This window comes from Bacillus sp. FSL K6-3154 (assembly GCF_040869395.1).
GTDB classification, from domain to species: domain Bacteria; phylum Bacillota; class Bacilli; order Bacillales; family Bacillaceae; genus Bacillus; species Bacillus safensis.
In genome coordinates this window covers 3,048,921-3,071,890 of the sequence record NZ_CP152033.1, presented here as the reverse complement: position 1 = coordinate 3,071,890, position 22,970 = coordinate 3,048,921, and the positions used below count along the sequence as shown (strand labels likewise).

Sequence of the window (22,970 nt, the reverse complement as noted above, 5' to 3'; positions counted from 1 at the left end):
GTTACACGTTTCAAGGAAACTATGAAATTTTATTTGTCAATCTGTACAGATGAAGTGTCAGGTAGACAGCCTCAGCATCCTGTACAGGCTTTTTCAATGCATGCTGCAAAATTTTGATCATTTTCCAAGCAGTATTGTAGCATAAAGGATATTCATTTTTCAATAGATGAAGCAATTTTTCTGGCTCCTCTAATGATTCTCCCCGTTTAATACGCTCAATTGAAAACGTAATATGGCGTAATAAGCGTAAATAATGAATACTTTCTCTGTCTACTTTCATATGAAATGAATCTTCAATGACTTGGACCATTTGTGTAATGAGCTGCGAATGACGGTTCACTTCAGATAATGGCCTATTCGTCAAAGCTGAATGGATATGGAGCGCTATAAAGCCAATTTCTCCTTCTGGCAGCTTCGTTTCGACATCTGGCCGCTCGTTAATCAGTTCAACAACTTCCTTTGCAACCTCGTATTCTTTCGGGTAAAGCGATTGCGTCTCAAGCATAAAAGGGTTCGTGATATCATAGCCTTGCTGCACCCGCTTAAAACTAAACGCAATATGGTCGGTCAGTGCAACATGTATATGCTCATTCAATCGTTGTCCCATTTTTTCTCGTATATGATAAATGACGTCATTGGCAAGCTCGATCATGTTCTCATCAATATGATGAAGCAGTTGTTTATATTCTGTTTGTTCCTTCGTGTTTTTTAACACAAACATTTTTTCAAACACGTCTTGATCGAGAAGATCCCCCGATTTTTTACCGAAGCCGATCCCTTTCCCAATCAGAACCACTTCGCCCAAAGAAGGGTGTCTTGCGATGATGACATTATTATTTAACGCTTTATCAACGGTGAAGGATTCCATGAACATCCCCACCTCCTTCTTATTCAATCCCTCTTATCGTACAAAACAGATGAAACGTGCGTCAACGATTGTTTTTCAAAACGGTTGTTGTTCGCTCAATCAGGCGAAATGGCAGCATTCTTTTTTCTGATTTCTCTCCCTTTAATGCCCGGTCAAACAAGTCAAACGCTTCCTGTCCCATTTGTTTGAGGGGAATATGAATGCTGGAAATCCCCAAAGCCTCACTCAATTGGTTATTTTGAAAGCTGAGTATGGCTGGTGATTCTCCTACTTTTATGTCATGACGCTGCGCCTCTAATAAAAAGCCGGCAGAGACTTCGTCATTTGTAATAAATAAAGCTGTAGGACGATTTTTCATTTCCTGCCATTCTGCAAATAATTGCTTCCCATCAAGCAGGGATAACTTCCCTTCGATGATCCACTTCTCATCAATGGTCTGCCCGAGCGATTGCATCATGTCTTGATAAGCCTGAAGTCGCGACTCGCTATTCGCTCCTTCTGTTCTGGCGAGAACGATCGCAATTCGTTGATGGCCGCATGCCGCCAAATGATGCAGGCCTTCCTTAAATGCTTGATCATGCGCAATCGACACGGTTGAGCATTGATCGTGCGGTGCAGGATGACAAAATATAATCGGCCCTGATTCCTGCCACTTTAAAATGTGACCATCACTTAACGCATTTGAACAAAATATTAAACCATCTACACGGCGCTCTTTTAAACTCATTAACGCTTCTTTTTCTTTTAATGGGTCATATCCTGTTTGAAATAAAGCAAAATGCATGCCGCGCGCCTGTGCTTTTTCTGCAATACCTGTGACGAGTGCGCTGAAATAAGAGTGTTCAATGTTTGGAAGGACGATGCCAAGCATATTCGAATAGCCCTTCGCTAAATGGACCGCCTGGATGTTTCTTGTATACTTGAGCTCTTTCATCGCTTGTAGAACACGTTCTCTTTTTTCTTCTTTAACATAAGGATGCTCATTCAACACACGTGATACGGTTGTCACAGATACGCCCGCTCTTTTCGCAATCTCCCTTATGTTTGCCATTTTTTCTCCTACTTTCTCTTGATATGGTAAGCGTTTCATACTTTAAGATGTATGTGAGCTGAACAAATCACTGGATGGAAAGGGGAATTCAAGATGGGTTTCATCATATGGATTATATTATGTATGACTGTTTTGTTTTCTGCTCGTTTTGCATTACATCCTTTAGGAAAAGAACATAAAATCAAACCGTTTCAATCAATTGATGATTTTTTTGTTGATAAGGATCGAGAAGAGTGATAAAAAATCACGATGACACTTCCAAGACCTGGACGTTCATCGTGATTTTTTTCATTACTTGATGATCGTCAGCTCTTTCGGATAATTGGTTAAGGTGACTGGACCATCTGCCGTAATGAGAACATCATCTTCAATTCTTACGCCGCCGACTCCTGGGACATAAATTCCTGGTTCAATCGTATACACCATACCTTCTTGCAGAAGGTCGTCATTTGCCTGACTCATAGAAGGAAACTCATGAACAGAAACCCCTAACCCATGTCCAAGGCGATGAGGGAAATATTCACCATATCCCGCTTCTGTGATCAGCCCGCGGGCTTTTAAATCAAGATCACCGATTCTCACGCCGGGCTTACTCATTTCAAGTGCTGCCATTTCTGCATTTAAGACGGTTTGATAGATGTCCTTTTGCTTTTCAGAAGCTTCCTGATAGATAAATGTTCTTGTGATATCTGAGCAATATCCATCGACAATGACGCCAAGGTCAAATAACACAAAATCACCTTTTTTTAAGGCTGCCTGTCCCGGATTTCCATGAGGCTCGCCTGATTTTTCACCAAAGAGAACCATAGTTGAAAAGGACATACCTTGAATGCCTTTTTTCTTTAGTTCATATTCTATGACAGCGAGCACTTCTGTTTCTGTAATTCCTTCTTTTAAGGCGTTAACCCCAATTTTTACACCTTCATCTGCCAATTGAGCCGCTTTTTTCAGTGTAGCAATTTCAGATTCATCTTTAATCAGTCTAAGCTGATTGAGCGCATCTTCAGCCCGGACGAACGTTTCTGCCCCGGTAACAGCTTGGAGCTGTTCTGCTCTTTGAAGTGGAATCGATTCTTTTTCAATCGCAAGACGCGCCGTTTGAATGCCTCGTTTTTCTATCGCTGATTGAATGAAATCAAATGGATTCTCATGATCTTCATATCCAATAATATCGCCGGACCATCCTGCATTTTTTGCCTGCTCAACTTCCATTTTAGGCAAAATAAAAAATGGTTCTGCCTCTTGGAACACAAACAGCCCCATCACTCTTTCATGCGGCTCTGTGAAGTATCCAGATAGATAAAACACATTTTCCTTTGTATGTATAAATGCACCTTGAATGTCTTCTTTCTTAAGCCAAGAAGACAAGCTCTTCATTCGGTTCATCATGATCCTCCTCACACGTTTTACTACTGGTCTATTGTATCAGTTTTTGCTTTATTTCGCACAAAAGCGCACTGGCATGAATCCAGTGCGCCCTGATGATTGATTTAAGATGCACGAAGCAGACGCAGACCATTTAAAATGACCAAAATCGTACTTCCTTCATGCCCGATGACGCCAAAAGGCAAATCAAGCACTTGTAAGAAATTCGCACAAATTAACAGACAGATCACCGTTAATGAGAAAATAATGTTTTGCTTAATGATTCGATTCATTTTTCTTGAAAGACGGATCATCTTTGTTAGGTTATTTAAATTGTTCTTCATTAAGATGAGATCCGCTGTTTCTAAGGCAACATCTGTGCCTCCGCCCATCGCAACCCCAACATCTGCTGTGGCAAGCGCTGGTGCATCATTGATTCCGTCTCCTACCATGATGATTGAATTACCTTGTTTTTTTAATTGATTGACCTCATGTACCTTTTCATCTGGAAGACATTCAGCCACTACGGTTTGGATGCCGGCTTCCTGCGCAATCGCTTCAGCCGTTTTTTGCTGATCTCCTGTCAGCATGACGGTCTGGATGCCTAAATCATTTAGTTCTTGAATCATTTTTTTGGCTTCAGGTCTGATTTGATCCTTAAGGCCAAGACAGCCAACAACTTTTTCATCCTTTTGAACGTAGACCACTGTGCATCCTTGCGCTGAAAGGTCATCACCTGTCTCTTCAATCTCGAGGTCGATTGACGCCTTACCCGCAAAGTCTTTCTTCCCAATCCGCCACGTTTCTCCATTTAATTGTGCTTTCACACCAAATCCAGAGGTTTCTTCAATGGTGACATGGACTGTTCTTTCTGTTTGGTGCTCTTTTGCCATATCAGAAATTGCTTTCGCTAATGGGTGGTTTGATTGACTCTCAATTTGATAGAGTGCCTGGTAAAAAGCAGATTCATCCTGCCCTTTCGTCATGACAACTTGTTCTACGGCTGGCTTCCCGCTTGTAATCGTCCCCGTTTTATCAAAAGCAATCATACTGCTTGTGCCTAGTTTTTCTAAAAAGACGCTTCCTTTGACAAGCATCCCATTTCTTGCGCCATTTGAGATCAGTGACAGTGCGGCTGGCATAATGGATGCAACAAGAGCACAAGGTGAAGCAACGACCATAAACACCATAGCCCGATAGAAGGTTTCACTCATGCTCCAGCCGAGGACAAAATGAGGCAGAACCATTAATACCGCGACGGTGATCAGCACACCTTTTACATAGGCACCCTCGAATTTTTCAATAAATGCCTGGCTTGGCGAAACACTTTCTTGAGCGGATTCGACAAGTTTAATAATTTTATGGAAAAGCGTTTCTTCATTATGTTTAGTGACTTCCACTGTTAAGGAACCATTTAAGTTCACTGTTCCTGCAAAGACGTCTTCCCCCTGCCCTTTTTCCTGTGGAACAGATTCGCCTGTAAGTGCAGATTCGTCCACACTTGTTCTCCCGCTTAAAATCACACCATCTGCTGCAATGCGTTCCCCAGCTTTGATCATAATACGGTCACCAGGTGTTAATGATGAAGCGGCGATTTGAATGGTCGTACCATCTTCTTCAATTAAAGTTGCTTCATCTGGTGCAATGCTCATTAATGCTGTTAAATCTTTCTTGCTTTTATTTGACGTATACGTTTCTAGCGCACCACTCAGTGAGAAAATAAAAATTAAAATAGCGCCTTCTGCCCAATAGCCGATCAGAGCTGAGCCTATTGCTGCGAAAATCATTAAAAGTTCCACATTCAAGGTCTTAGACGAAATCGTTTCTTCAATTCCTTCTTTCGCCTTTGCAAAACCACCAATGACAAATGCCAGGATGAAAAGAGGAATGCTCCACATGCTCTCATCCTTTAGAATCCATCCAATTAAAATGAGAATCCCTGATATCCCTGCTGCAATTAATTCTCCGTGCTGTGCCCATTTATGTAAGGACCATTTCGATTCCTTTTGATTTGTCGTTTGGTAAAGTGTTGTATTCTCATTCATGATTGTTTTCTCCTCTCTAATTGATAATCGTTTTCACATTATCAATCGTTGCCCGTTTCTTATTCCATCTATATTTTCTGCTATTTCAAGCTTTTTATTGGTCTGTAACTCATTATAACAGGTTCTGAACAATTTTCAATTAATAATTATTATAATTTCTTTTTGATAATAATTATCATTATTGATATAGACCGTTCCTTCTTCTTCTGAGCACAGTGTATTCAGATGAAAAGCAAATGAACACAAAAAAAGAACCAACAGAATTGGTTCTTTCACAGAAAGGATTGGTTCTACGAATTCGTCCACTCTTTGATTTGTTTTTTCGTCAGTGGACCTACATGATTTTTCACCACTTCTCCTTTTTCATTAATCAAAAAGGTTGTTGGAATGGTGATAATTTGATATTTCTTCATCATTTCTCCGTGTTCATCTAGTATGATCGGGAATGTAAACCTTCTGTCTTTCACAAATTGGGCAACAGCATGTTTACTTTGTTCAGCACCTAGTAAATTCACGGTCAATATGTCAACATCACTCTGATTTTCTTTCACAATCTGTTCAAATTCGGGCAACTCCATTTTGCATGACGGACACCATGTTGTCCAAAAATGCAAAATGGTCTTTTTCCCTTTTGTGGGAACCATCTGCATTTCACCAGTTAATGTCGGTGCCTCTATTCTTGGCGCCATCACAGGCTCTTTTGCTTCCGCTGCTGCGCTCATGAGAAATAGCAGCATGGTCATCATTAGAAGACTGGCGGGTAGACGTTTACGATTCATCAGGATCTTCCTTCCCAGTTTTCTTATAGCTTGCCCTCTCGATGGTGATGACATTCAAGCTTTTTTCAATGTAAGAAACATTGAAACGCCGAGCTCCTTACAAATCGTCGCATAATGCAGGGCAGTCAAAAGCAGCATGCCTGTGTTCATCCCTAAAATGACCCCCATCATATTCAAGCTTTCCATTGAACCGAGGAAATACACCATAGAAAAAGAGACGACATGCACCCATATATTATGTAGGAACACATCTTTGATGAGCCCCATACCGATTAAACACGCTTGAAACGGCATCACAAACAGGTGGCATAAAAAGTATGGCCAAAGCAGCTGTAAATAGACAGCAGCTTGCGGTGAATCAAAAAAGAGCTGTGTGAGCGGGTAAGCAAAATAATACATCACCATCACTGCCGGCACCCCATATCCAAACGTTATGAGAATCGCCTGTCTGACACGTTTTTTCACAAGATCATACTGGCCTAAAGCATAGGCTTCAGAGACACTCGGAATCATCACAATCATGATGGAATGAGCGATAAATGCTGGGAAAAAACCGATCGACATTGCGACACCAGCCAGCATGCCGTAATGATCAACAGCAAGTGTTCCAGAAATGCCTGCTGCCACGAGTGCTCCTTTGATTAAAAATGGTTCAACCGCATTGGCAATCGCATGAAAGATGCGCATGCCCGTTGTCGGAATGGAAACGGCTAATAGGCGCTTTCGCACATCACTTCCTCTTAATTCAACAGACCTGACATTCACAGCATTTTTTGCCATGACGTATTGGGAGTATAAATAAATAAAGACAACAAGATCACTCGCAACAATGACACCAATGGCGATAAGTACTGCTGTTTCAATATCAAACGAATACCAATGAAAAAACAAAAACAAGCAGATAAGCTGGATCGTTTTCTTCAGCATATTGGCTAAAGCAATTCTGCCCATTTGCTGCTTTCCCATAAAATAGCCGCGGGCAATGGAGGTAAACGCAATAATCGGGATAAGTGACAGCACCAAGCCTTTCATAAGCGGATGATACGACTGAAACACTGGAATGAAAGGCAGTACAATAGCTGCTATAGCTGTAGTTGTACTTGTCACCACAAGTGTCATTTTAAAGGCATGGCGGAGCATACTTTTGTGGAGACGCTCATGTGATTCTGCAATGAATTTAGAAATGGAGACTGGCAGCTCTAAACTGGCGATCACAAGGACAAGCATGATGATTGGAAGGATACTCATATATAAACCCATTCCATGTTCTCCAAGCTCTCTCGCTAAAATCATATTGACTAAAAACTCTATACACTCCGCAATAAAAGCTGCGACAGATAGCAGAATGACCCCTTTTACAAATCGATTCATGTAGCCTCCCCTTGTCTAAAGCAAATTCTTTTCACATTCTATGAGACAAGTCCAAAAAATATTTTAATAATTGAAGACAAAAAAAGAGCAATCTCATTGATCGCTCTTTTTCTTTATACGGCAAACACGTGACGTCCGATGCGTTCTACAATTTTGCGGGAACGAATCCAATGATCTGTTGCCGTTTTTGGATTATAAAAATAGATAGCCTTTGTTGTTCTGTCATGCTCTTTTACTACCTGCTTCACCGCTTTAATGGAATCTTGATCTGCCTTATCATGAATGCTTCCATTTGATACTGGCTGGAAGGCATTTCGCTGATAAATCACACCTTTAACGCTGTCAGGAAAAGAACGATGCTCCACCCTGTTTAAAACAACGCTTGCCACCGCTTTTTTCCCTTCGTAAGATTCACCTTTCGCTTCAGCATGTACCAATCGAGAAAGCAAATCCATTTCTTCATTAGAATACTGTTTGCCGCTTGCCTTATTCGTCGTTTCAGATTTTACTTTTTTCTTTTGCTTCGGTTTTGAAGACTTTTCTTCTGTTGACGTACTTAGCATTTTCACTTTTGGCTGACGCTTCTCTTCAGAAAATGCCGGGATGACTTGATCGTGGTCTTGATCTATATATGAAAGCTGATGTTTAACAGGTGCTTGTGAAAGTTCGTGACTTAATGTGCCTTGCTGCTCTTGTATATTGTCCATCTTCATTGCTGCAACTAGCATAAGGATGACAAAAAGAGCTGTATGAATTTTAATCATTCGCCTTTTTCCTCCTTTAATCAAAAGTAGGCTGTAAGATACTTGTCCACTCTAACAAGAGCTCATTCTATTTTCACGCACAAAGATTTACATGCCTGTCCAAATTCCGTCATTAAATGGCATGTCCTAGTTGAGCGCACATAAAATGGAATTGTTAGCGCTTAAAAAGGTCCCTTTTTCACCTATCATCATCCTTATGCTCCTGATTATGGGTTATTACATTTTCTTTTCATATGTATCAGAGTGGTTTGAAGTGTGACAAAAGAACGAAAATAAAAAAGCTTTCTCTCATCAATGAGAAAAAGCTTTAGCTTCTTGCTTCTGTAAGATATTCAAAAATAACATCTCCACCATGTTTGGCAATCCCGCGAAAATGTTTAAAATCATCTTGATTCACCAAAACAGAACGAAACGTTAAAAAGTCATCTTTTTGGATGGTCACCTGTTTTTCCGTCCCATTCCGTAAAGATTCGAGGATGGTGAGGATTTGTTCTTCAGTCAAAAAAACCGCTCCTTTTCAGCCATGATCAATTATTAAATATACCATTCGTTAGAAGAGCATACAACGAAAACAAAACAAAAACGTCTTTATCCTTTACATTGGTATGAAAATATTGCAAAATACTTTTTAATAGGGAATGAAATCTGTTTTTAAAGGAGAGGGATCGGTTGAAGATTGCAAAAATTGGAAATGTGATCGAATTTAGAAATGGTTTAACAGGTGTAGTTGAAAAAGTGAATGAAAACTCTGTCATTGTGGATGTCACCATTATGGACAACTATAGAGATTTAGAACTGGATTCACTAACAGTCGTTAATCATAAAAACTATAAAATCATCAAAGACTCCGTACATTAATTTGCAATCCTCAATTCAGACGATCGGTACATACGTATATATAAAGCAAATTTGGCTCGTTTGATAACTTTGCTCTATTTGAACAATCACATATGAAAAAGACTGATACCACTTAAAGAGGGGTCAGTCTTTTTGCGTATGAAAGGTTTGCATTTCCGCCTTCGTCTTGTACATCTCGACTTCCTCGGGTGTGATCACTCCTTTATCAATCAAGAGGGCAATCACTCCAAGCAATGTGGAGGCACTCCATTTATACCGTTCTTTGTTTTGATGTTCAAGCATTTGAAGCTCTTCCCTTAGCTCCATTAGCAGCTGCTCTGCCCGCTCTTCTTTGTTTGCCAACTCAAACGCCTCCGTTAATCATTCATTGCCTCTATTTTATCTTAAATCAAATGAGATAAGCAAAAAAACATGATCCCTCTTTACAAACATACGTTCTGCCATGTATAATATATTTACGAGCTGGTAGCCCCCAGCCGTCCTAGCAAGTTCTATTCCCATTCGTATGAGAAGAGTGACATGACTCTTCTCTTTTTTTTATGGTTGATTCGCAAAAAAAGACATGCATCCGGCATGTCTTTTCCTTTTTTCTCATTTTACATATCCATCATCAAACTTAGTTTGCAGCATTTATGGTTACTCAGGACATATGGAAAACGACTTTTTTATACGACTCAAGGAAATCCCCATTAAGGACGATTTGCAATCCCTTCGCAGTGACATTATACCTGTGCTAGCCCGCCATCTACGAACAATTCAACACCCGTCAAGTAACTGCTTTCGTCTGATGCAAGGAAAGATACAGCGTTTGCTACTTCTTCAGGTGTCCCAACTTTTCCAACTGGAACAGTATTTCTGGCATTTTCCATCGCTCCTTCAAGTGCATCACTAAAAAGCTCATCGTATGCAGGTGTAAGAATCACTCCTGGACTTACCACATTTACACGAATTTCAGTACCTTTTAGGTCAAGAATCCAGTTGCGAACTAGTGCTCTTAATGCTGCTTTAGATGCTCCATATACACTAAATGCTGGGTTGCCAATTGATCCAGCAGTAGAGCCCGTTACAATAATAGAACCTACTTTGTCCGGGAATAGTGATAGCGCTTTTTGAACAGTAAAAATGGTTCCTTTCACGTTAATGTCGAACGTTCTATCAACCTGCTCTTCAGTAATTTCACCTAATGGAAGGAAGTTGCCGATGCCTGCATTAGCAAAAAGGATGTCCAACTTACCTTTTTCCTGCTTTATCATGTCATATAGTTTGTCTAAGTCTTCAAGCTTAGAAATATCACCTTGAACACCGGTTACGTTCTTGCCAATTTGGTTAACAGCTTTATCAAGTTCGTTTTGTCTACGTCCCGTGATATAAACATATGCACCTTCGTTTACAAATTTTTTTGCTGTAGCAAGACCAATCCCACTTGTTCCACCCGTTACAAGCGCTATTTTACCTTCAAATTTCCCCATACTTAAACACTCCTTTAGAATTCATATTATTTTATGTCTAGTACCTTTAAATACTTGAAGAACAACTTACAAGTAATAGTATCCTTCAGTAAGCACATTATCGGAAGTACCCACTTTTTTGTGATATAGTAACTAAAAAGTAATAAATGTGGAATGGAGAGCTTTAGACATGAAAAAATTTAGCTGTGGGTTTGAAGTGACAAAGGAAGTGATTGGCGGAAAATGGAAAGGACTTGTATTATACTTTTTAATGAATGGACCAAAGAGAACGAGTGAATTAAAGCGCATTATCCCAAATATAACTCAGAAAATGCTGATTCAAACTCTTAGAGAGCTTGAAGCCAGTGGACTTGTGACAAGAAAGATGTATAATCAAGTACCGCCGAAGGTTGAATATTCATCCACTGAACTTGGAAAATCTCTTAAACCTATCTTGCAGGAGCTCTGTCAATGGGGGAGCCAATATGCGGAGCAAGAGTATGCAGAAGGTGAATATGAAATTGTACAACCAGAACAACTAAAGTTAGGATAAATGTAGCTACTGAAGTAAATGCTAAACAACAACTTCAATACCCTCGCCTAACAGATGAAGAACTGTCAGAAATAAATGAGATAGTCAATTTTGAAAGTGAAGTTCTAATCAGAAGTGTCATGGACTATATTCAGGAGAGCTTTGATGAAATTCAAAAATGAGCTGTTTCAAATGTTAAAGAGAAGGTTCAGTAACTTAACCAAACAATAATGCCTATGATCTCATAATAGGCATTTTTTCTTTCGGATAAAAAAGAAAAGACGTACAAATTGTACGCCTTCATCTGCTTCTGTACTATCAATTTTTCACTGCATAAAAGTCACAGTTAGGTTGCACCTTAGGTCACACTTTTTCATACAATTCTCATGAGTATTTTCAGGTGTGACTTTTTCCACTTTAATGTGACACCATTTCGTTTCATACTCCGTCTCACACAGCGGAATAATTACCGATTATCAATCGTCTCCGGATACATATCATGGTTCATCATACGGTATTCTGCCATTTCCTCATATTTCGTGCCAGGTTTCCCGTAGTTCGTATATGGGTCAATGGAAATACCGCCTCTTGGCGTAAATTTGCCCCAAACTTCAATATACCTTGGGTCCATCAATTCAATCAGGTCGTTCATAATAATGTTCATACAGTCCTCATGGAAGTCACCATGGTTACGGAAGCTGAACAAATATAATTTTAACGATTTACTTTCGACCATGATTTCATTTGGGATATAGCTGATATAAACTGTCGCAAAATCTGGCTGACCTGTTTGCGGACATAGTGATGTAAATTCTGGGCAGTTGAATTTCACAAAGTAATCTCTATTTGTATGTTTATTCGGAAACGTTTCAAGCACTTGTGGTGCATAATCAAACAAATAATTGGTTCCCTGGTTTCCTAGTAGCGTGACACCTTCTAATTCTTCTGGTTTTCTTGTTGTCATATCATCTCTTCCTTTCTATACGCCTCGTTTATTTCCCCACAATAACGTGTGCAGCTGCGGCAGCACTCTTACGCGGTTTAAGTCTGGATCTTGCGCGACTTGATCGACAAGCGCTTCATATTTCTTTAATAAATGCGTTAATAAGTACGCATCATCACCTGTCGTTGTGTCATCATTTCCTACCTGCAAATAAAAAGGAAGCTCAGGGTATTTCGCATGAACATCCTTCGCATACGCAAGATCACGATCGTCAAAAATCACGACTTTCAAGCTAGCATGCTGCAATCTATTCCCGCTTTTCAGCTCATCTATAATACGTGTTAGTTTCGTAAAATCTGTTTTCATATTCGAGCTTGGCGGCTTAGGAGAAATGGTTAAATCATCAATTTTCAAAAACCATTCCTGATACATCGTCCCTTGTGTTTCAAGCGCTGTATCAATTCCTTCTTCATGCAGCAAATCAATAAGGGATTCCATTTGTTTTAAAAGCGCCGGGTTTCCCCCTGAAATGGTGACATGAGAAAAAGCCTGTCCGCCTATTCTTTTTAATTCTTTGACAATGTCTTCTGCCTCAAGCCACTGAATGTCATGCTTCGCTGAGCCATCCCATGTAAAAGAGGAATCGCACCAGCTGCACGAGTAGTCACAGCCAGCCGTTCTGACAAACATGGTTTTTTGTCCAATGACCATTCCTTCTCCTTGAATGGTTGGACCAAAGATTTCTAATACGGGAATCGCTTTAGCCATTGATCTCAACTCGTTTCGGACGGTAAATGCAATAGCTTGTTGGTGTCTCTCTGACAAAGACCTGAACACATGTCGGCTTGTTCGCTAAAGTCGATAAATACGCTGCGACTTTGTCATGTACGGTCTTTGCCACCACCTCAGTGGTTGGCATCGCGTATCGATCGTTTGATGAGAATTCCTCATGATCATTGAGCAGCGTGTGATCATACTGCCCATGAATGAGCTTCTTCAATGTACTGAAATTGACAAGGAAACCCGATTCATCTAGCTCGTCTCCCGCAATCGTGATATTGATGGTGTACGTATGACCATGAACACGGCTGCATGCGCCCGCATCTTCCCGCGGGATAAAATGGGCAGCAGATACATGCATGTCTTTATTTAATTCAAATGAAAATGGATGATCGGTTTGTGGATAGATTTGAGAAAGCATTTATTTTGCCTCCTTCATTTCCATATAAGTGTCATAGCCATTTTTCCGCAGCTTACACGCAGGACATTCCCCGCAGCCATCAGAGATGATGCCGTTATAGCAAGTGAGCGTTTCATTTTTCACAAAATCCAGCGCATTAAGCTCGTCTGCCAGCTTCCATGTTTCTGCTTTATTCAGCCACATCAGTGGTGTATGAATCACAAATGGTTTTTCCATTGCTAAATTCACTGTGACGTTGCAAGATTTCACAAACTCGTCACGGCAATCTGGATAGCCGCTAAAGTCTGTCTCACAAACACCTGTGATAATATGTCTTGCTCCAATTTGATACGCTAATATAGAGGCGAAGGATAAGAACACTAAGTTTCTTCCTGGTACAAATGTGGAAGGAAGCTCCCCTTCTTTTTCCTCAATGTCAATGTCATCTCTTGTTAAAGCATTAGGTGCCAGTTGATTTAAAAGTGACATATCTAATAGATGATTCTTCACACCTAATTTGTCAGCGATTCTTTTGGCGACATCAATTTCTTCTTGATGACGCTGATTATAATGAAAGGTCACTGTTTCTACCTCTTCAAATTGTTGAAGTGCCCATAATAAACAGGTCGTACTGTCCTGTCCCCCGCTAAAGACAACGACTGCTTTTTCATTTTTCATTTTCTGTTCTCCTCCTTTTGCAGATGGTACAACCGTACAACACTGCATCTGAAAGGCTCCTGAAAACCCCTATTTTTCTCAAAAGAAAAGACACCTTTACATGTGTATGAGGTGTCCCAGCCATAAAAAATAAAAAATGCCACATCCAAGGATACGGCAAGTCCTTAGTTTTTTATAGAGGGTTTTGCTAGAACCTCTCCCGTCTTCACGGATTTTTGTTCAATTTTCACAGAGGATAGTGTACCACATATTTTTCTTGCAGGCTATCCTTTCTTTACTTATCTAGCGGTGCAGGCACTTTTTTTAGACAAAGAAAGAGGATAAAAAAGATGCTGACATAGCCAAAAACCGGATAAACCGTTGAAATCAGTGTACCGTAACCAATTTTACTAATCACATAGCAGCATATGAGAATAAGGGATATCGTAAAGATGCTGTTCATTCGGATATATGCCCTCACTTGTCTCTCCAGCCCGTATAAATTGCCTATGACGGATGTAAAAACTTCACCGAAGATGACAAATAAATAAATGAGATGAATCGAGTTTGCAACTTGATACACCACCTGGGCCATTGGAATATCAAACGCCTCCAGCATATCTAATGAAGAAAGAGATAAGAAGCAAGCAAGCAAAATGAGTGTCAGCATGACACCCCCAAGCACCGCTCCCTTTTTAATGACTGCTTCAGAGGTCATTTCATTTGCGACGGGTACTAACACTGCCTGTGACAGTGCTAAATTAAAGGCACCATATGACACTGCTGATAATATCCACTCGCCCTCACCCATTTGCAGCGCAAGAACATAACTTTCACTGCTGCTAAACACAAATGAATCAAGAAACACGATCATTGAAAAGAAAATCAGCATTGGAACGACAAGCACGTTGACGCCAAATAACCCTTTTGATCCTTTAAAGAGTACAATGACGCTCAGAATGATCGTCAAAAAGATCCCATATTCCTTCGATATACCAAGTTGTTCTTCAAAAATAGCCCCTGCGCCTGAAATCATCACTGAGGTGACACCAAGTAAAATAAAAAACATGACAATATTAATATAACGACTCGCAGCTGTGCCAAATAAAAAACGATTCATATCTTGATAAGATTCTGCTTCGATTCGTTTCGAAATCAGCATCATTTTTGCACCAAGACCAGTAAAAATAACACCGCTAATCAGGATTCCTAATAGTCCAATCCAGCCAAAACGAACAAAAAATTCTACGATTTCTTTTCCTGTCGCAAACCCAGCTCCAACCACTGTTCCTACATATACAAAGGCAAGCTGAAAAGCGGATTCATTTGAACGTTTCATGTGACCCCTCCGCACCCATCACTTTCGATTGTTCCTTTTTTATCCTATGAGACAAGTTCCTTGAAAAGAAGGACAAACCATGATTAAATGCAAAAAAGGATTTTTATTCCCCTTTGAGCAAAACAGTTGAAAGTCAAAATAGGTCAGAGTATACTATAGTCAAAGATGGTCAAACAATAGACCATTTTCTTTAACATTCATTGGTCAAATAAAGTCAAACTTTATTTTAAGGAGGTCATGGCAAATGCGTTGTCAACATTGTCAAGTAAATGAAGCAACTATTCGCCTGAATATGCAAGTAAATTCGTCCCGAAGCCAAATGGTTTTATGTGAAGACTGCTATACCTCTTTGATGGAGCAGTCAAAAATGAAAATGGGACCTCAGCTCTTTGGAGGAAGTTCATTCTTCTCTCAGGCAGCAGGTCATGCCCCAAACATGGAGCAGCCAAAGCAAAAAGGCTTACTCGATGAGCTTGGCCGTAACTTAACAGATGGAGCAAATGCTGGTTTAATTGATCCAGTCATTGGCCGTGATGAAGAAGTCGCAAGAGTCATTGAGATTTTAAATAGAAGAAATAAAAATAACCCTGTTCTTATTGGTGAACCAGGTGTTGGGAAAACAGCGATCGCAGAAGGACTCGCGCTCAAAATTGCGAGCGGCGATGTGCCAAATAAATTAAAGAACAAACAAATCTATTTATTAGATGTCTCCTCACTTGTCGCAAACACAGGTGTACGCGGTCAATTTGAGGAAAGAATGAAGCAGTTAATCAAAGAACTGCAAAGCCGTAAAAATATCATCTTATTTGTAGATGAAATCCATCTTCTTGTGGGCGCAGGATCTGCAGAAGGATCAATGGATGCTGGAAACATTTTAAAACCAGCCCTTGCAAGAGGTGAACTGCAGCTAGTAGGTGCGACGACATTAAAAGAATATCGCCAAATTGAAAAAGATGCTGCACTCGAACGGCGCTTCCAGCCCGTCATCGTAGATGAGCCAACACAAGATGAAGCGATCGACATCTTAAAAGGCATTCAAGATAAATACGAGGCCTATCATGGTGTCACCTATTCAGATGAAGCAATCAAAGCTTGTGTTCAATTATCTTCGCGGTATATTCAAGACCGTCATTTACCAGATAAAGCCATTGATTTAATGGATGAAGCTGGTTCAAAAGCGAACCTTTCCATTGATGCAGCAAGTGAAGATGAGCTGACAAATCGATTAGCGGAAATTGCCGCGGAAAAACAAGCTGCGCTAAAAGAAGAACAATATGAAAAAGCAGCGAAGCTTCGCGATGAAGAAGAAGCCATTGAAGCAAGACTTCAAAACAAAACAACTGAAAAAGAGCATATCGTTACAGCAGAGGACATTCAGGCCATTGTGGAACAAAAAACAGGCATTCCTGTCGGGAAACTCCAAGCAGACGAACAAACCAAAATGAAAGAAATTGACGTCCGTCTAAAAGCACGAGTGATTGGGCAGGAGCATGCGGTTGATAAAGTGGCCAAAGCCGTGAAAAGAAGCAGAGCTGGATTAAAATCGAAACATAGACCAACAGGCTCCTTCCTTTTCGTTGGACCAACAGGTGTCGGGAAAACCGAATTGTCTAAAACGTTAGCTGAAGAATTATTCGGTTCAAGAGATGCGATCATTCGTTTAGATATGAGTGAGTACATGGAAAAACACTCTGTGTCCAAACTCATCGGTTCTCCTCCTGGTTACGTTGGACATGATGAAGCCGGCCAGCTGACTGAAAAAGTGCGCAGAAAACCATACAGCATCATTTTGCTGGATGAAATCGAAAAAGCACACCCAGATGTACAGCACATGTTCCTGCAAATCATGGAAGACGGCCGCTTAACAGACAGCCAAGGCAGAACGGTCAGCTTTAAAGATACAGTCATTATCATGACAAGTAACGCAGGCACCGCAGATAAAACAGTCAAAGTGGGCTTCCAATCTGATCAGGAAGAAGCGTTTGAGGAACAATCACTCATTGATTCACTGAGCAGCTACTTCAAACCAGAATTTTTGAACCGTTTTGACAGCATCATTCAATTTGATTCACTAGACAGAGAGGACTTAGTGAAGATTGTTGATCTTCTGCTCAATGAGCTGTCAGAGCAATTAAAAGAGCAGAATTTAACAGTTCATGTCACAAATGAAGCAAAAGAAAAGATCGCAGAGCTTGGATATCATCCTGCATTTGGTGCTCGTCCACTTCGAAGAACCATCCAAGAGCACGTTGAAGACCAAATGACGGAAATCCTGCTTGAAGAGGAGCAGCTTTCTGGATTTACTGTGGATGTTGAACATGACGAAATCGTCGTAAAAAAAGGATAACTACATCTTCAGGATGATATGCACCTCCATCATGTTGCGGCGTCTAAGTTCCATCTGAACGCCGACGCTCCCCCGCCTCTTTTCCTTTACGATAAAAGAAAAAGAGGTGGATCACATGATGAATTGGAGCTACGATCTTATCAAAATCATATATGAAGAAAAATTAAAAGAACTGCTTCATTTAGATGAACCAGCTCAAAACGATTAAATGGAGACTCCCTTTATATGAGAGGGAGTTTCTTCTTTTACATATTTAGAAAGCGCTTTCGTCAAAAATTCTTCACAGAAACTGTCTTAATTTTATATTCTTACTAAAACCATTCTAGAACACACCGATATTAACTATAGAAAAAGATAGTTAAAGGATTTGGTGAGATAATGGACAAAACATCGTTAATTGGTATTATTTTAGCATTTATTGCACTGGGTGTCGGTATGGTTTTGAAAGGTGTGAGTCTAACTGCTCTTCTCAACCCGGCGGCTATATTAATCATTATTGTTGGAACGGTTGCAGCTGTTGTCATCGCATTCCCTTCTAGTGAAATTAAGAAAACACCAAAATTGTTCGGAAAAATTTTCAAAGACAGCCAGCTTCCAACGATTCAAGAAATGATCCCTCTATTTTCAAACTGGGCACAAATTGCGCGTCGTGAAGGTCTTTTGGCATTAGAAGCAAGTCTTGAGGAAGTCGATGATGATTTTCTAAAGAACGGGTTAAGCATGGCAGTTGACGGCCAAAGTGCTGAATTTATTCGAGACGTCTTAACAGAAGAAGTTGACGCCATGTCTGAACGACACCAGTCAGGTGCATTAATCTTTACACAAGCTGGTACATACGCTCCGACGCTAGGGGTACTTGGCGCCGTTGTCGGACTTATTGCCGCACTTGCCAACATGGGAGATATTGAGGCACTTGGACATGCAATCAGTGCTGCCTTCGTCGCCACACTGCTTGGGATTTTTACTGGGTATGTATTATGGCATCCATTTGCCAACAAGCTGAAGCGTAAATCAAAGGAAGAAGTAAAGCTTCGTCTAATTATGATCGAAGGTATTCTGTCTGTTCTTGAAGGTCAGTCTCCAAAAGTCATTGAACAAAAACTTCTTATGTACTTACCAGCAAAAGAGCGTGCAAATCTTGTCATTGAAGAAGGAGAAAATCAAAATGGCTAGGAAACGTAAAAACCATGATCATGAAGACCATGTAGATGAATCTTGGCTTATCCCTTATGCCGATCTTCTGACGCTTCTTCTCGCCCTCTTCATTGTGCTTTTTGCATCTAGTTCAATTGATGCGGCAAAATATGAACAGATGGCTAAGTCTTTTAATGTAGTTTTTACTGGCGGTACCGGTGTTATGGATCAATCCAGCATGCAAAGCACGGAAGAAACTGAAAACAGCAACCAGGTCAAGAAAGCAGCCGAGGAAGAGAAAGATGAAGAAGCCAAAGCAAAGGCTAGGGACCAAGCGGTTCTCACAAAGGTCAAAAAGCAGGTCGATTCATTCATTGCAAATAAAAAACTTGGTGCCAAGCTCGAAACAAAGCTTACGGATGAAGGACTTCTCATTACGATTGAAGACAGTATCTTCTTTGATTCTGGGCGGGCAGTTATTCGCCCTCAAGATGTCCCGTTAGCAAAAGAAATCTCAAAACTGCTCGTCATTAATCCCGCACGTGACATTGTCATTAGCGGACATACAGATAATGTACCGATCAGAAATTCAGAATTTGAATCAAACTGGTATTTAAGCGCCATTCGCGCTGTGAACTTTTTAAATATTCTTCTTGAAAACAGCAATCTAAACCAAGAGAACTTTAGTACAAAAGGATACGGCGAATTCAAACCGATTGCCTCAAACGATACAGCAGAAGGCAGAAGTAAAAACCGGCGTGTAGAAGTACTCATTTTACCGATTGAGAAAAAAGCGAAATAAAAAAAGAAGCCAGGGGCTTCTTTACAGATTGTTGACAAAGGGCTAAAATGATCTCTATTTTAGCCCTTTGTCTTCTTTTCAGCGTGATAGAATACCTTTGCAGTCTAGGAACGAGCACCGGCACGCAGGACTAACGCCAAATGCGAGGGATTGCCTGCACGCTGAAAAGGAAGCCGGCGGCTTCCTTTTTATTTAGTCTTGATGATCATATAAATGCTTTGCACGCAGCCCTACATGTTTGAGCATATCAATGCAGACATCTTTCTCTTCTTCGCTCAGGACACTGATCATCTCATGAATTTCTTTCGCATGATCTGGGAAGATGTCATCAAGCAAAGCTCGTCCCTGCTTGGTAATATGCGCAAATGTCACTCTGCGGTCTTCTGCACAAGCCTTGCGACTGAGAAGTTCTTTCTTCTCCAATTTATCGACCACATACGTGATGCTGCCGCTTGCAAGTAAAATCTTATCACCGATTTGCTGAAGCGGCTGATCACCTTTATGATATAGCAATTCTAGCACAGCAAATTCAGTTGGATTCAGCCCGTGCTTCACAATATGTTTGTTCATGTGATGATTAATTGAGCGATAGGCACGTGATAATACAATAAATAGTTTCAATGATTTTTCAACATTATGATTTTCCATTTTTTATCATCCTTTATGAAATGCAACCTACTAATGTGACATTAATAAACAATAAGTAAAATGTCAACATTTTGATCCATCTTTAGCACGAAAATGAGACCAGAACGAATCACCTAATTTTTTAAAAATCACACAAGTCATCGTAATAAAGATAGGTTCAATGCTATAATAAGTCTATTAGGTAATACGTTGGAGCGATGAATGATGAGTATACTGAAAGGGTTTTGGAAGAAGATCAGGCTTTACCTTATTTTGGTCATGCTTCCAACCCTAATCATTAGTTATTTTATCTACGAAAAAGAAACTGAAAAAATCGATTTAAAGAACAAACAAACCGCTACACTTATGTTAAATATTCACAAAAACCAAATGAATTATTTAATAAGTGAGACAGAAGCGAGATTAACTTCCCTTGCCATGGGATTTGACCAGCCGCTTGAGACGAAAAAAGTACAAAACATCCTAGAGAAAATCTATAAACAAGAACCTCGTTTTTCAGGTCTGTATCTCCTAGACAAAAAAGGAAATGTAACAGCAAGCACCACCCCGTTAAAGGAAAAAATCAACCTATCATTCAGAGATTACTTTAAACGCATTCAAGTGACCAAGCAGACCGTGATCACAGACAACTATGTGAGCCGAATTACAAAACAGCGGATTCTCTCCATTTGTGTGCCTGTTCTCGATGAAAACGAAGAGGTCACCAATGTACTGATTGCCGCCATTCAAATTGATTATTTAAGAAATATTATGAATGTATTGAACCCTGATCTTCATTTTAAGATGCTGAATCAAAATGGACATGTTGTGTTCACAAGCGGTCCACAGCCAGTACCCGAGGGCGGCAGCACCGTGTCTACATATTTAGATGAAAACAGCTGGAAGCTGGAGGTTTTTCCGCAGCGTGCTTCAACTAGTGAAGTGCTGTCTGTGATGCTCATCCCTTTATCCAGTGCGTTTATTTTATTAAATATTTTATTCACACTCGTCCAATATATCGTGTTAAGGCGGCAAACTCAGCAGGAGCGTCATGAAAATGAAGCGCAAAAGCTTGAATTGATCGGAACACTCGCAGCAAGTACAGCACACGAAATTCGCAACCCATTAACAGGGATTAGCGGATTTATCCAGCTATTGCAAAAGAAGTATCATTCAGAAGAAGATCAGCTCTATTTTTCTGTCATCGAGGAAGAAATTAAACGGATCAACCAAATCGTCAGTGAATTTCTTGTACTAGGAAAACCAACGGCAGAAAAATGGCAGAACAACTCTGTAAAAGAAATTGTAAGTGAAATCATGCCGATCGTTTTCTCTGAGGCAAACCTTTATAATGTGGAAGTGGATTTGCAAATCAATACGATTCAAGATGTGGGCGTGTATTGCACAAAGGATCATATTAAACAAGTCGTTTTAAATGTAGCAAAGAACTCTTTAGAAGCGATGCCAAACGGCGGTCATTTGAAGATTGTGATCGAAGCTGAAAAAGAACATGTCATCATTAAAGTAGAGGATACAGGTGAAGGCATACCAGAAGAGATGTTAAAGCACATCTTCCTCCCCTTTATTACGTCGAAGGAAAAAGGCACAGGTCTTGGGCTTGTCGTGTGTAAACGAATCATTTCGATGTATGGCGGAACAATTGATATTCATAGCGAAGTGAATAAAGGAACGACTGTCATGATCATGCTTCCTTCTGCTCACTCAGCATAACTGAAGATGTCAGCCGGTTTTGCTTATGCAAGACCGGTTTTTCATGTCAATAAGAGGGGCGGTTCACAGATAAAAGACTCATTTGAGACACAAGATCATGAAAGGAGGGGGCAGATTGTTTCTCATGAAAAAGAAGATGCTGATACTCATTCATCAGGTTGTCCAGTTCTTGACTATATTTAATTGTCTTCTCACCAGTGTACCCTTCCACTTGAGCAGCTTCTACCATTTGTTTTCTCTTCTCATCAATGGACATCAGCAATTGTTCTTTCCTTACATAAATATTCATGATCTCAGCTCCCGCAATGAATTCGACTGTCTATGCTCAAAATGATCCGACACCAAAATTATACTTTATTTGTAAATTAAATTAAATATGCTTATTTTATTTAATTTTTTACAGCCTAAAGACCTTTTACCCAATCAAATTTGGGGGTAAACTTCAAATTTGGACAGGACTGACACATTGATTAAACAGAATTTTATCCTATGCAGAAGATCAAAATCAACTATTTTCTTTCTCATTTTATGTCTAATTTCCTAAAAAAAAGCTGATCTTCCGCCTCATGCGGAATGATCAGCTCTATCATTAAACCGTTTCTTCCTCGTAAATCGGCACCCAGCCCTCAGTTGTGACAAATATGCGAACTGCGACCACTTTGCGATCCTCTTGAAGTGTAAAGTAATGACGAATGTTTGGCGGCACAGAAATTAAATCACCTGGATTCAATCTCACATCAAAAAAGACGCCATCCTTGCCTTGAATAGCAAAGATTCCGTGCCCGCTCACAATAAAGCGTACTTCATCATCTGTATGGTGATGCTCACGTTTAAAGTTTTGGAGCAGCTCATCAAGATTTGGAGTGGCATCAGACAATGAAATGACATCCTGCGCTTTGTACCCTCTTTTTTCAGAAATACTTTGGATTTCCTTTTGGAAAACAGTCAAAATCTCTTCCTTTTCCTCATCGGTTAAATCATACTTTTCTGATAAACGGTTTGGCAGCTTTTCAATATCCCAATGCTCATAAATGACCCCTTGGTTTTCTAAATATGATGCTACCTCTTGTTCGTTCTCAAGTAATGTGTTCTCTTCGTTATGAATCAAAATCGTCGCCATATGTTTTTC

The 22,970-nt window shown here is 40.1% G+C and carries 25 protein-coding genes and 1 riboswitch; of the genes, 7 read left to right on the top strand and 18 right to left on the bottom strand.

Annotated elements, in window-relative coordinates; genetic code table 11:
- Nucleotides 1-19: 19 nt before the first annotated feature.
- Complete coding sequence (locus MHH61_RS15880) at nt 20-874, bottom strand: transcription antiterminator (RefSeq protein WP_024424695.1); 855 nt, start codon at nt 872-874, stop codon at nt 20-22.
- A 55-nt stretch (nt 875-929) separates the two neighbouring features.
- The gene (locus MHH61_RS15875) at nt 930-1,919 is read right to left on the bottom strand and encodes a LacI family DNA-binding transcriptional regulator (protein ID WP_034623345.1); all 990 of its coding nucleotides are present in this window, start codon (nt 1,917-1,919) and stop codon (nt 930-932) included.
- 93 nt (nt 1,920-2,012) lie between these two features.
- Between MHH61_RS15875 and MHH61_RS15870 the strand changes: the two genes are divergently transcribed.
- Entirely contained in the window at nt 2,013-2,156 is a 144-nt protein-coding gene (locus MHH61_RS15870; RefSeq protein WP_162842493.1) for a hypothetical protein, read from the top strand.
- A gap of 54 nt (nt 2,157-2,210) precedes the next feature.
- Here the strand turns inward: MHH61_RS15870 and MHH61_RS15865 are convergent, their stop codons facing one another.
- The 6 genes from MHH61_RS15865 to MHH61_RS15840 form a co-directional block, all read right to left on the bottom strand.
- Nucleotides 2,211-3,305, bottom strand: coding sequence for a Xaa-Pro peptidase family protein (locus MHH61_RS15865; RefSeq protein ID WP_034623347.1), 1,095 nt, complete (start codon nt 3,303-3,305; stop codon nt 2,211-2,213).
- A 104-nt stretch (nt 3,306-3,409) separates the two neighbouring features.
- A complete protein-coding gene (locus MHH61_RS15860; protein ID WP_125586299.1) occupies nt 3,410-5,329 on the bottom strand; it encodes a heavy metal translocating P-type ATPase in 1,920 nt (639 codons plus the stop codon).
- A 290-nt stretch (nt 5,330-5,619) separates the two neighbouring features.
- Complete coding sequence (gene stoA, locus MHH61_RS15855; RefSeq protein ID WP_125586301.1) at nt 5,620-6,108, bottom strand: endospore biogenesis thiol-disulfide oxidoreductase StoA; 489 nt, start codon at nt 6,106-6,108, stop codon at nt 5,620-5,622.
- A 54-nt stretch (nt 6,109-6,162) separates the two neighbouring features.
- Nucleotides 6,163-7,479 (bottom strand): polysaccharide biosynthesis protein, encoded by a 1,317-nt coding sequence (locus MHH61_RS15850; protein ID WP_125586303.1) that lies wholly within the window; start codon nt 7,477-7,479, stop codon nt 6,163-6,165.
- Nucleotides 7,480-7,592: 113 nt separating this feature from the next.
- Nucleotides 7,593-8,243 carry a cell wall hydrolase gene (locus tag MHH61_RS15845; RefSeq protein WP_125586305.1) on the bottom strand — a complete coding sequence of 217 codons (651 nt, stop codon included), beginning with the start codon at nt 8,241-8,243 and terminating at the stop codon, nt 7,593-7,595.
- A 307-nt stretch (nt 8,244-8,550) separates the two neighbouring features.
- Nucleotides 8,551-8,745 (bottom strand): hypothetical protein, encoded by a 195-nt coding sequence (locus MHH61_RS15840; RefSeq protein ID WP_024424688.1) that lies wholly within the window; start codon nt 8,743-8,745, stop codon nt 8,551-8,553.
- A 167-nt stretch (nt 8,746-8,912) separates the two neighbouring features.
- On the opposite strand from MHH61_RS15840, the gene MHH61_RS15835 reads away from it, so the two are divergent.
- Nucleotides 8,913-9,101: a DUF2187 family protein gene (locus tag MHH61_RS15835; protein ID WP_003211747.1), complete on the top strand. Its 189-nt coding sequence runs from the start codon at nt 8,913-8,915 to the stop codon at nt 9,099-9,101.
- Between the two features lie 123 nt (nt 9,102-9,224).
- Here the strand turns inward: MHH61_RS15835 and MHH61_RS15830 are convergent, their stop codons facing one another.
- Both MHH61_RS15830 and MHH61_RS15825 read right to left on the bottom strand, forming a co-directional pair.
- A complete protein-coding gene (locus MHH61_RS15830) occupies nt 9,225-9,443 on the bottom strand; it encodes a hypothetical protein (protein WP_039178087.1) in 219 nt (72 codons plus the stop codon).
- Nucleotides 9,444-9,823: 380 nt separating this feature from the next.
- On the bottom strand, nt 9,824-10,570 hold the full coding sequence (locus tag MHH61_RS15825; protein ID WP_125586307.1) for an SDR family NAD(P)-dependent oxidoreductase: 747 nt from the start codon (nt 10,568-10,570) through the stop codon (nt 9,824-9,826).
- Nucleotides 10,571-10,739: 169 nt separating this feature from the next.
- Here MHH61_RS15825 and MHH61_RS15820 point away from each other — a divergent pair, with 169 nt between their 5' ends.
- On the top strand, nt 10,740-11,102 hold the full coding sequence (locus MHH61_RS15820) for a winged helix-turn-helix transcriptional regulator (RefSeq protein ID WP_034623357.1): 363 nt from the start codon (nt 10,740-10,742) through the stop codon (nt 11,100-11,102).
- Between the two features lie 445 nt (nt 11,103-11,547).
- Here MHH61_RS15820 and queF read toward each other — a convergent pair whose 3' ends face one another.
- The 5 genes from queF to MHH61_RS15795 form a co-directional block, all read right to left on the bottom strand.
- A complete protein-coding gene (gene queF / locus MHH61_RS15815) occupies nt 11,548-12,045 on the bottom strand; it encodes a preQ(1) synthase (protein ID WP_024426839.1) in 498 nt (165 codons plus the stop codon).
- A 15-nt stretch (nt 12,046-12,060) separates the two neighbouring features.
- Nucleotides 12,061-12,792, bottom strand: coding sequence for a 7-carboxy-7-deazaguanine synthase QueE (gene queE / locus MHH61_RS15810; RefSeq protein WP_056766298.1), 732 nt, complete (start codon nt 12,790-12,792; stop codon nt 12,061-12,063).
- The gene (gene queD, locus MHH61_RS15805; protein WP_024424684.1) at nt 12,785-13,225 is read right to left on the bottom strand and encodes a 6-carboxytetrahydropterin synthase QueD; all 441 of its coding nucleotides are present in this window, start codon (nt 13,223-13,225) and stop codon (nt 12,785-12,787) included. The genes queE and queD overlap by 8 nt, the downstream gene beginning before the upstream one ends.
- Nucleotides 13,226-13,882 (bottom strand): 7-cyano-7-deazaguanine synthase QueC, encoded by a 657-nt coding sequence (queC, locus tag MHH61_RS15800; protein ID WP_024424683.1) that lies wholly within the window; start codon nt 13,880-13,882, stop codon nt 13,226-13,228.
- 158 nt (nt 13,883-14,040) lie between these two features.
- A riboswitch (PreQ1 riboswitch) is annotated at nt 14,041-14,085 on the bottom strand.
- 71 nt (nt 14,086-14,156) lie between these two features.
- Nucleotides 14,157-15,200 (bottom strand): hypothetical protein, encoded by a 1,044-nt coding sequence (locus MHH61_RS15795; RefSeq protein WP_098677356.1) that lies wholly within the window; start codon nt 15,198-15,200, stop codon nt 14,157-14,159.
- Between the two features lie 244 nt (nt 15,201-15,444).
- Between MHH61_RS15795 and MHH61_RS15790 the strand changes: the two genes are divergently transcribed.
- The 3 genes from MHH61_RS15790 (at nt 15,445) to motB (ending at nt 19,483) form a co-directional block, all read left to right on the top strand.
- A complete protein-coding gene (locus tag MHH61_RS15790) occupies nt 15,445-17,547 on the top strand; it encodes an ATP-dependent Clp protease ATP-binding subunit (protein WP_024426836.1) in 2,103 nt (700 codons plus the stop codon).
- A gap of 378 nt (nt 17,548-17,925) precedes the next feature.
- Entirely contained in the window at nt 17,926-18,720 is a 795-nt protein-coding gene (gene motA / locus MHH61_RS15785; protein ID WP_024424680.1) for a flagellar motor stator protein MotA, read from the top strand.
- Nucleotides 18,713-19,483, top strand: coding sequence for a flagellar motor protein MotB (gene motB, locus MHH61_RS15780; protein WP_024424679.1), 771 nt, complete (start codon nt 18,713-18,715; stop codon nt 19,481-19,483). The genes motA and motB overlap by 8 nt, the downstream gene beginning before the upstream one ends.
- A 192-nt stretch (nt 19,484-19,675) precedes the next feature.
- Here motB and MHH61_RS15775 read toward each other — a convergent pair whose 3' ends face one another.
- Nucleotides 19,676-20,131: a MarR family winged helix-turn-helix transcriptional regulator gene (locus MHH61_RS15775; RefSeq protein ID WP_024424678.1), complete on the bottom strand. Its 456-nt coding sequence runs from the start codon at nt 20,129-20,131 to the stop codon at nt 19,676-19,678.
- Nucleotides 20,132-20,335: 204 nt separating this feature from the next.
- On the opposite strand from MHH61_RS15775, the gene MHH61_RS15770 reads away from it, so the two are divergent.
- Nucleotides 20,336-21,841 carry an ATP-binding protein gene (locus tag MHH61_RS15770; protein ID WP_024424677.1) on the top strand — a complete coding sequence of 502 codons (1,506 nt, stop codon included), beginning with the start codon at nt 20,336-20,338 and terminating at the stop codon, nt 21,839-21,841.
- Between the two features lie 46 nt (nt 21,842-21,887).
- Here MHH61_RS15770 and MHH61_RS15765 read toward each other — a convergent pair whose 3' ends face one another.
- Both MHH61_RS15765 and MHH61_RS15760 read right to left on the bottom strand, forming a co-directional pair.
- Entirely contained in the window at nt 21,888-22,130 is a 243-nt protein-coding gene (locus tag MHH61_RS15765; protein WP_024424676.1) for an aspartyl-phosphate phosphatase Spo0E family protein, read from the bottom strand.
- Between the two features lie 300 nt (nt 22,131-22,430).
- Nucleotides 22,431-22,961: an acireductone dioxygenase gene (locus MHH61_RS15760; RefSeq protein ID WP_024426834.1), complete on the bottom strand. Its 531-nt coding sequence runs from the start codon at nt 22,959-22,961 to the stop codon at nt 22,431-22,433.
- Between the last annotated feature and the right edge of the window lie 9 nt (nt 22,962-22,970).

What these genes read in the sequence shown, in the direction of transcription:
- MHH61_RS15865 (WP_034623347.1), bottom strand. Translation starts at nt 3,305, where the DNA reads ATGAACCGAATGAAGAGCTTGTCTTCTTGGCTTAAGAAAGAAGACATT.
- MHH61_RS15875 (WP_034623345.1), bottom strand. Translation starts at nt 1,919, where the DNA reads ATGGCAAACATAAGGGAGATTGCGAAAAGAGCGGGCGTATCTGTGACA.
- queF (WP_024426839.1), bottom strand. Translation starts at nt 12,045, where the DNA reads ATGACAACAAGAAAACCAGAAGAATTAGAAGGTGTCACGCTACTAGGA.
- motA (WP_024424680.1), top strand. Translation starts at nt 17,926, where the DNA reads ATGGACAAAACATCGTTAATTGGTATTATTTTAGCATTTATTGCACTG.
- MHH61_RS15795 (WP_098677356.1), bottom strand. Translation starts at nt 15,200, where the DNA reads ATGAAACGTTCAAATGAATCCGCTTTTCAGCTTGCCTTTGTATATGTA.
- queC (WP_024424683.1), bottom strand. Translation starts at nt 13,882, where the DNA reads ATGAAAAATGAAAAAGCAGTCGTTGTCTTTAGCGGGGGACAGGACAGT.
- MHH61_RS15765 (WP_024424676.1), bottom strand. Translation starts at nt 22,130, where the DNA reads ATGAATATTTATGTAAGGAAAGAACAATTGCTGATGTCCATTGATGAG.
- MHH61_RS15760 (WP_024426834.1), bottom strand. Translation starts at nt 22,961, where the DNA reads ATGGCGACGATTTTGATTCATAACGAAGAGAACACATTACTTGAGAAC.
- stoA (WP_125586301.1), bottom strand. Translation starts at nt 6,108, where the DNA reads ATGAATCGTAAACGTCTACCCGCCAGTCTTCTAATGATGACCATGCTG.
- MHH61_RS15775 (WP_024424678.1), bottom strand. Translation starts at nt 20,131, where the DNA reads ATGGAAAATCATAATGTTGAAAAATCATTGAAACTATTTATTGTATTA.
- MHH61_RS15870 (WP_162842493.1), top strand. Translation starts at nt 2,013, where the DNA reads ATGGGTTTCATCATATGGATTATATTATGTATGACTGTTTTGTTTTCT.
- MHH61_RS15860 (WP_125586299.1), bottom strand. Translation starts at nt 5,329, where the DNA reads ATGAATGAGAATACAACACTTTACCAAACGACAAATCAAAAGGAATCG.
- queD (WP_024424684.1), bottom strand. Translation starts at nt 13,225, where the DNA reads ATGCTTTCTCAAATCTATCCACAAACCGATCATCCATTTTCATTTGAA.
- MHH61_RS15770 (WP_024424677.1), top strand. Translation starts at nt 20,336, where the DNA reads ATGAGTATACTGAAAGGGTTTTGGAAGAAGATCAGGCTTTACCTTATT.
- MHH61_RS15825 (WP_125586307.1), bottom strand. Translation starts at nt 10,570, where the DNA reads ATGGGGAAATTTGAAGGTAAAATAGCGCTTGTAACGGGTGGAACAAGT.
- queE (WP_056766298.1), bottom strand. Translation starts at nt 12,792, where the DNA reads ATGGCTAAAGCGATTCCCGTATTAGAAATCTTTGGTCCAACCATTCAA.
- MHH61_RS15845 (WP_125586305.1), bottom strand. Translation starts at nt 8,243, where the DNA reads ATGATTAAAATTCATACAGCTCTTTTTGTCATCCTTATGCTAGTTGCA.
- MHH61_RS15790 (WP_024426836.1), top strand. Translation starts at nt 15,445, where the DNA reads ATGCGTTGTCAACATTGTCAAGTAAATGAAGCAACTATTCGCCTGAAT.
- MHH61_RS15850 (WP_125586303.1), bottom strand. Translation starts at nt 7,479, where the DNA reads ATGAATCGATTTGTAAAAGGGGTCATTCTGCTATCTGTCGCAGCTTTT.
- motB (WP_024424679.1), top strand. Translation starts at nt 18,713, where the DNA reads ATGGCTAGGAAACGTAAAAACCATGATCATGAAGACCATGTAGATGAA.
- MHH61_RS15820 (WP_034623357.1), top strand. Translation starts at nt 10,740, where the DNA reads ATGAAAAAATTTAGCTGTGGGTTTGAAGTGACAAAGGAAGTGATTGGC.
- MHH61_RS15880 (WP_024424695.1), bottom strand. Translation starts at nt 874, where the DNA reads ATGTTCATGGAATCCTTCACCGTTGATAAAGCGTTAAATAATAATGTC.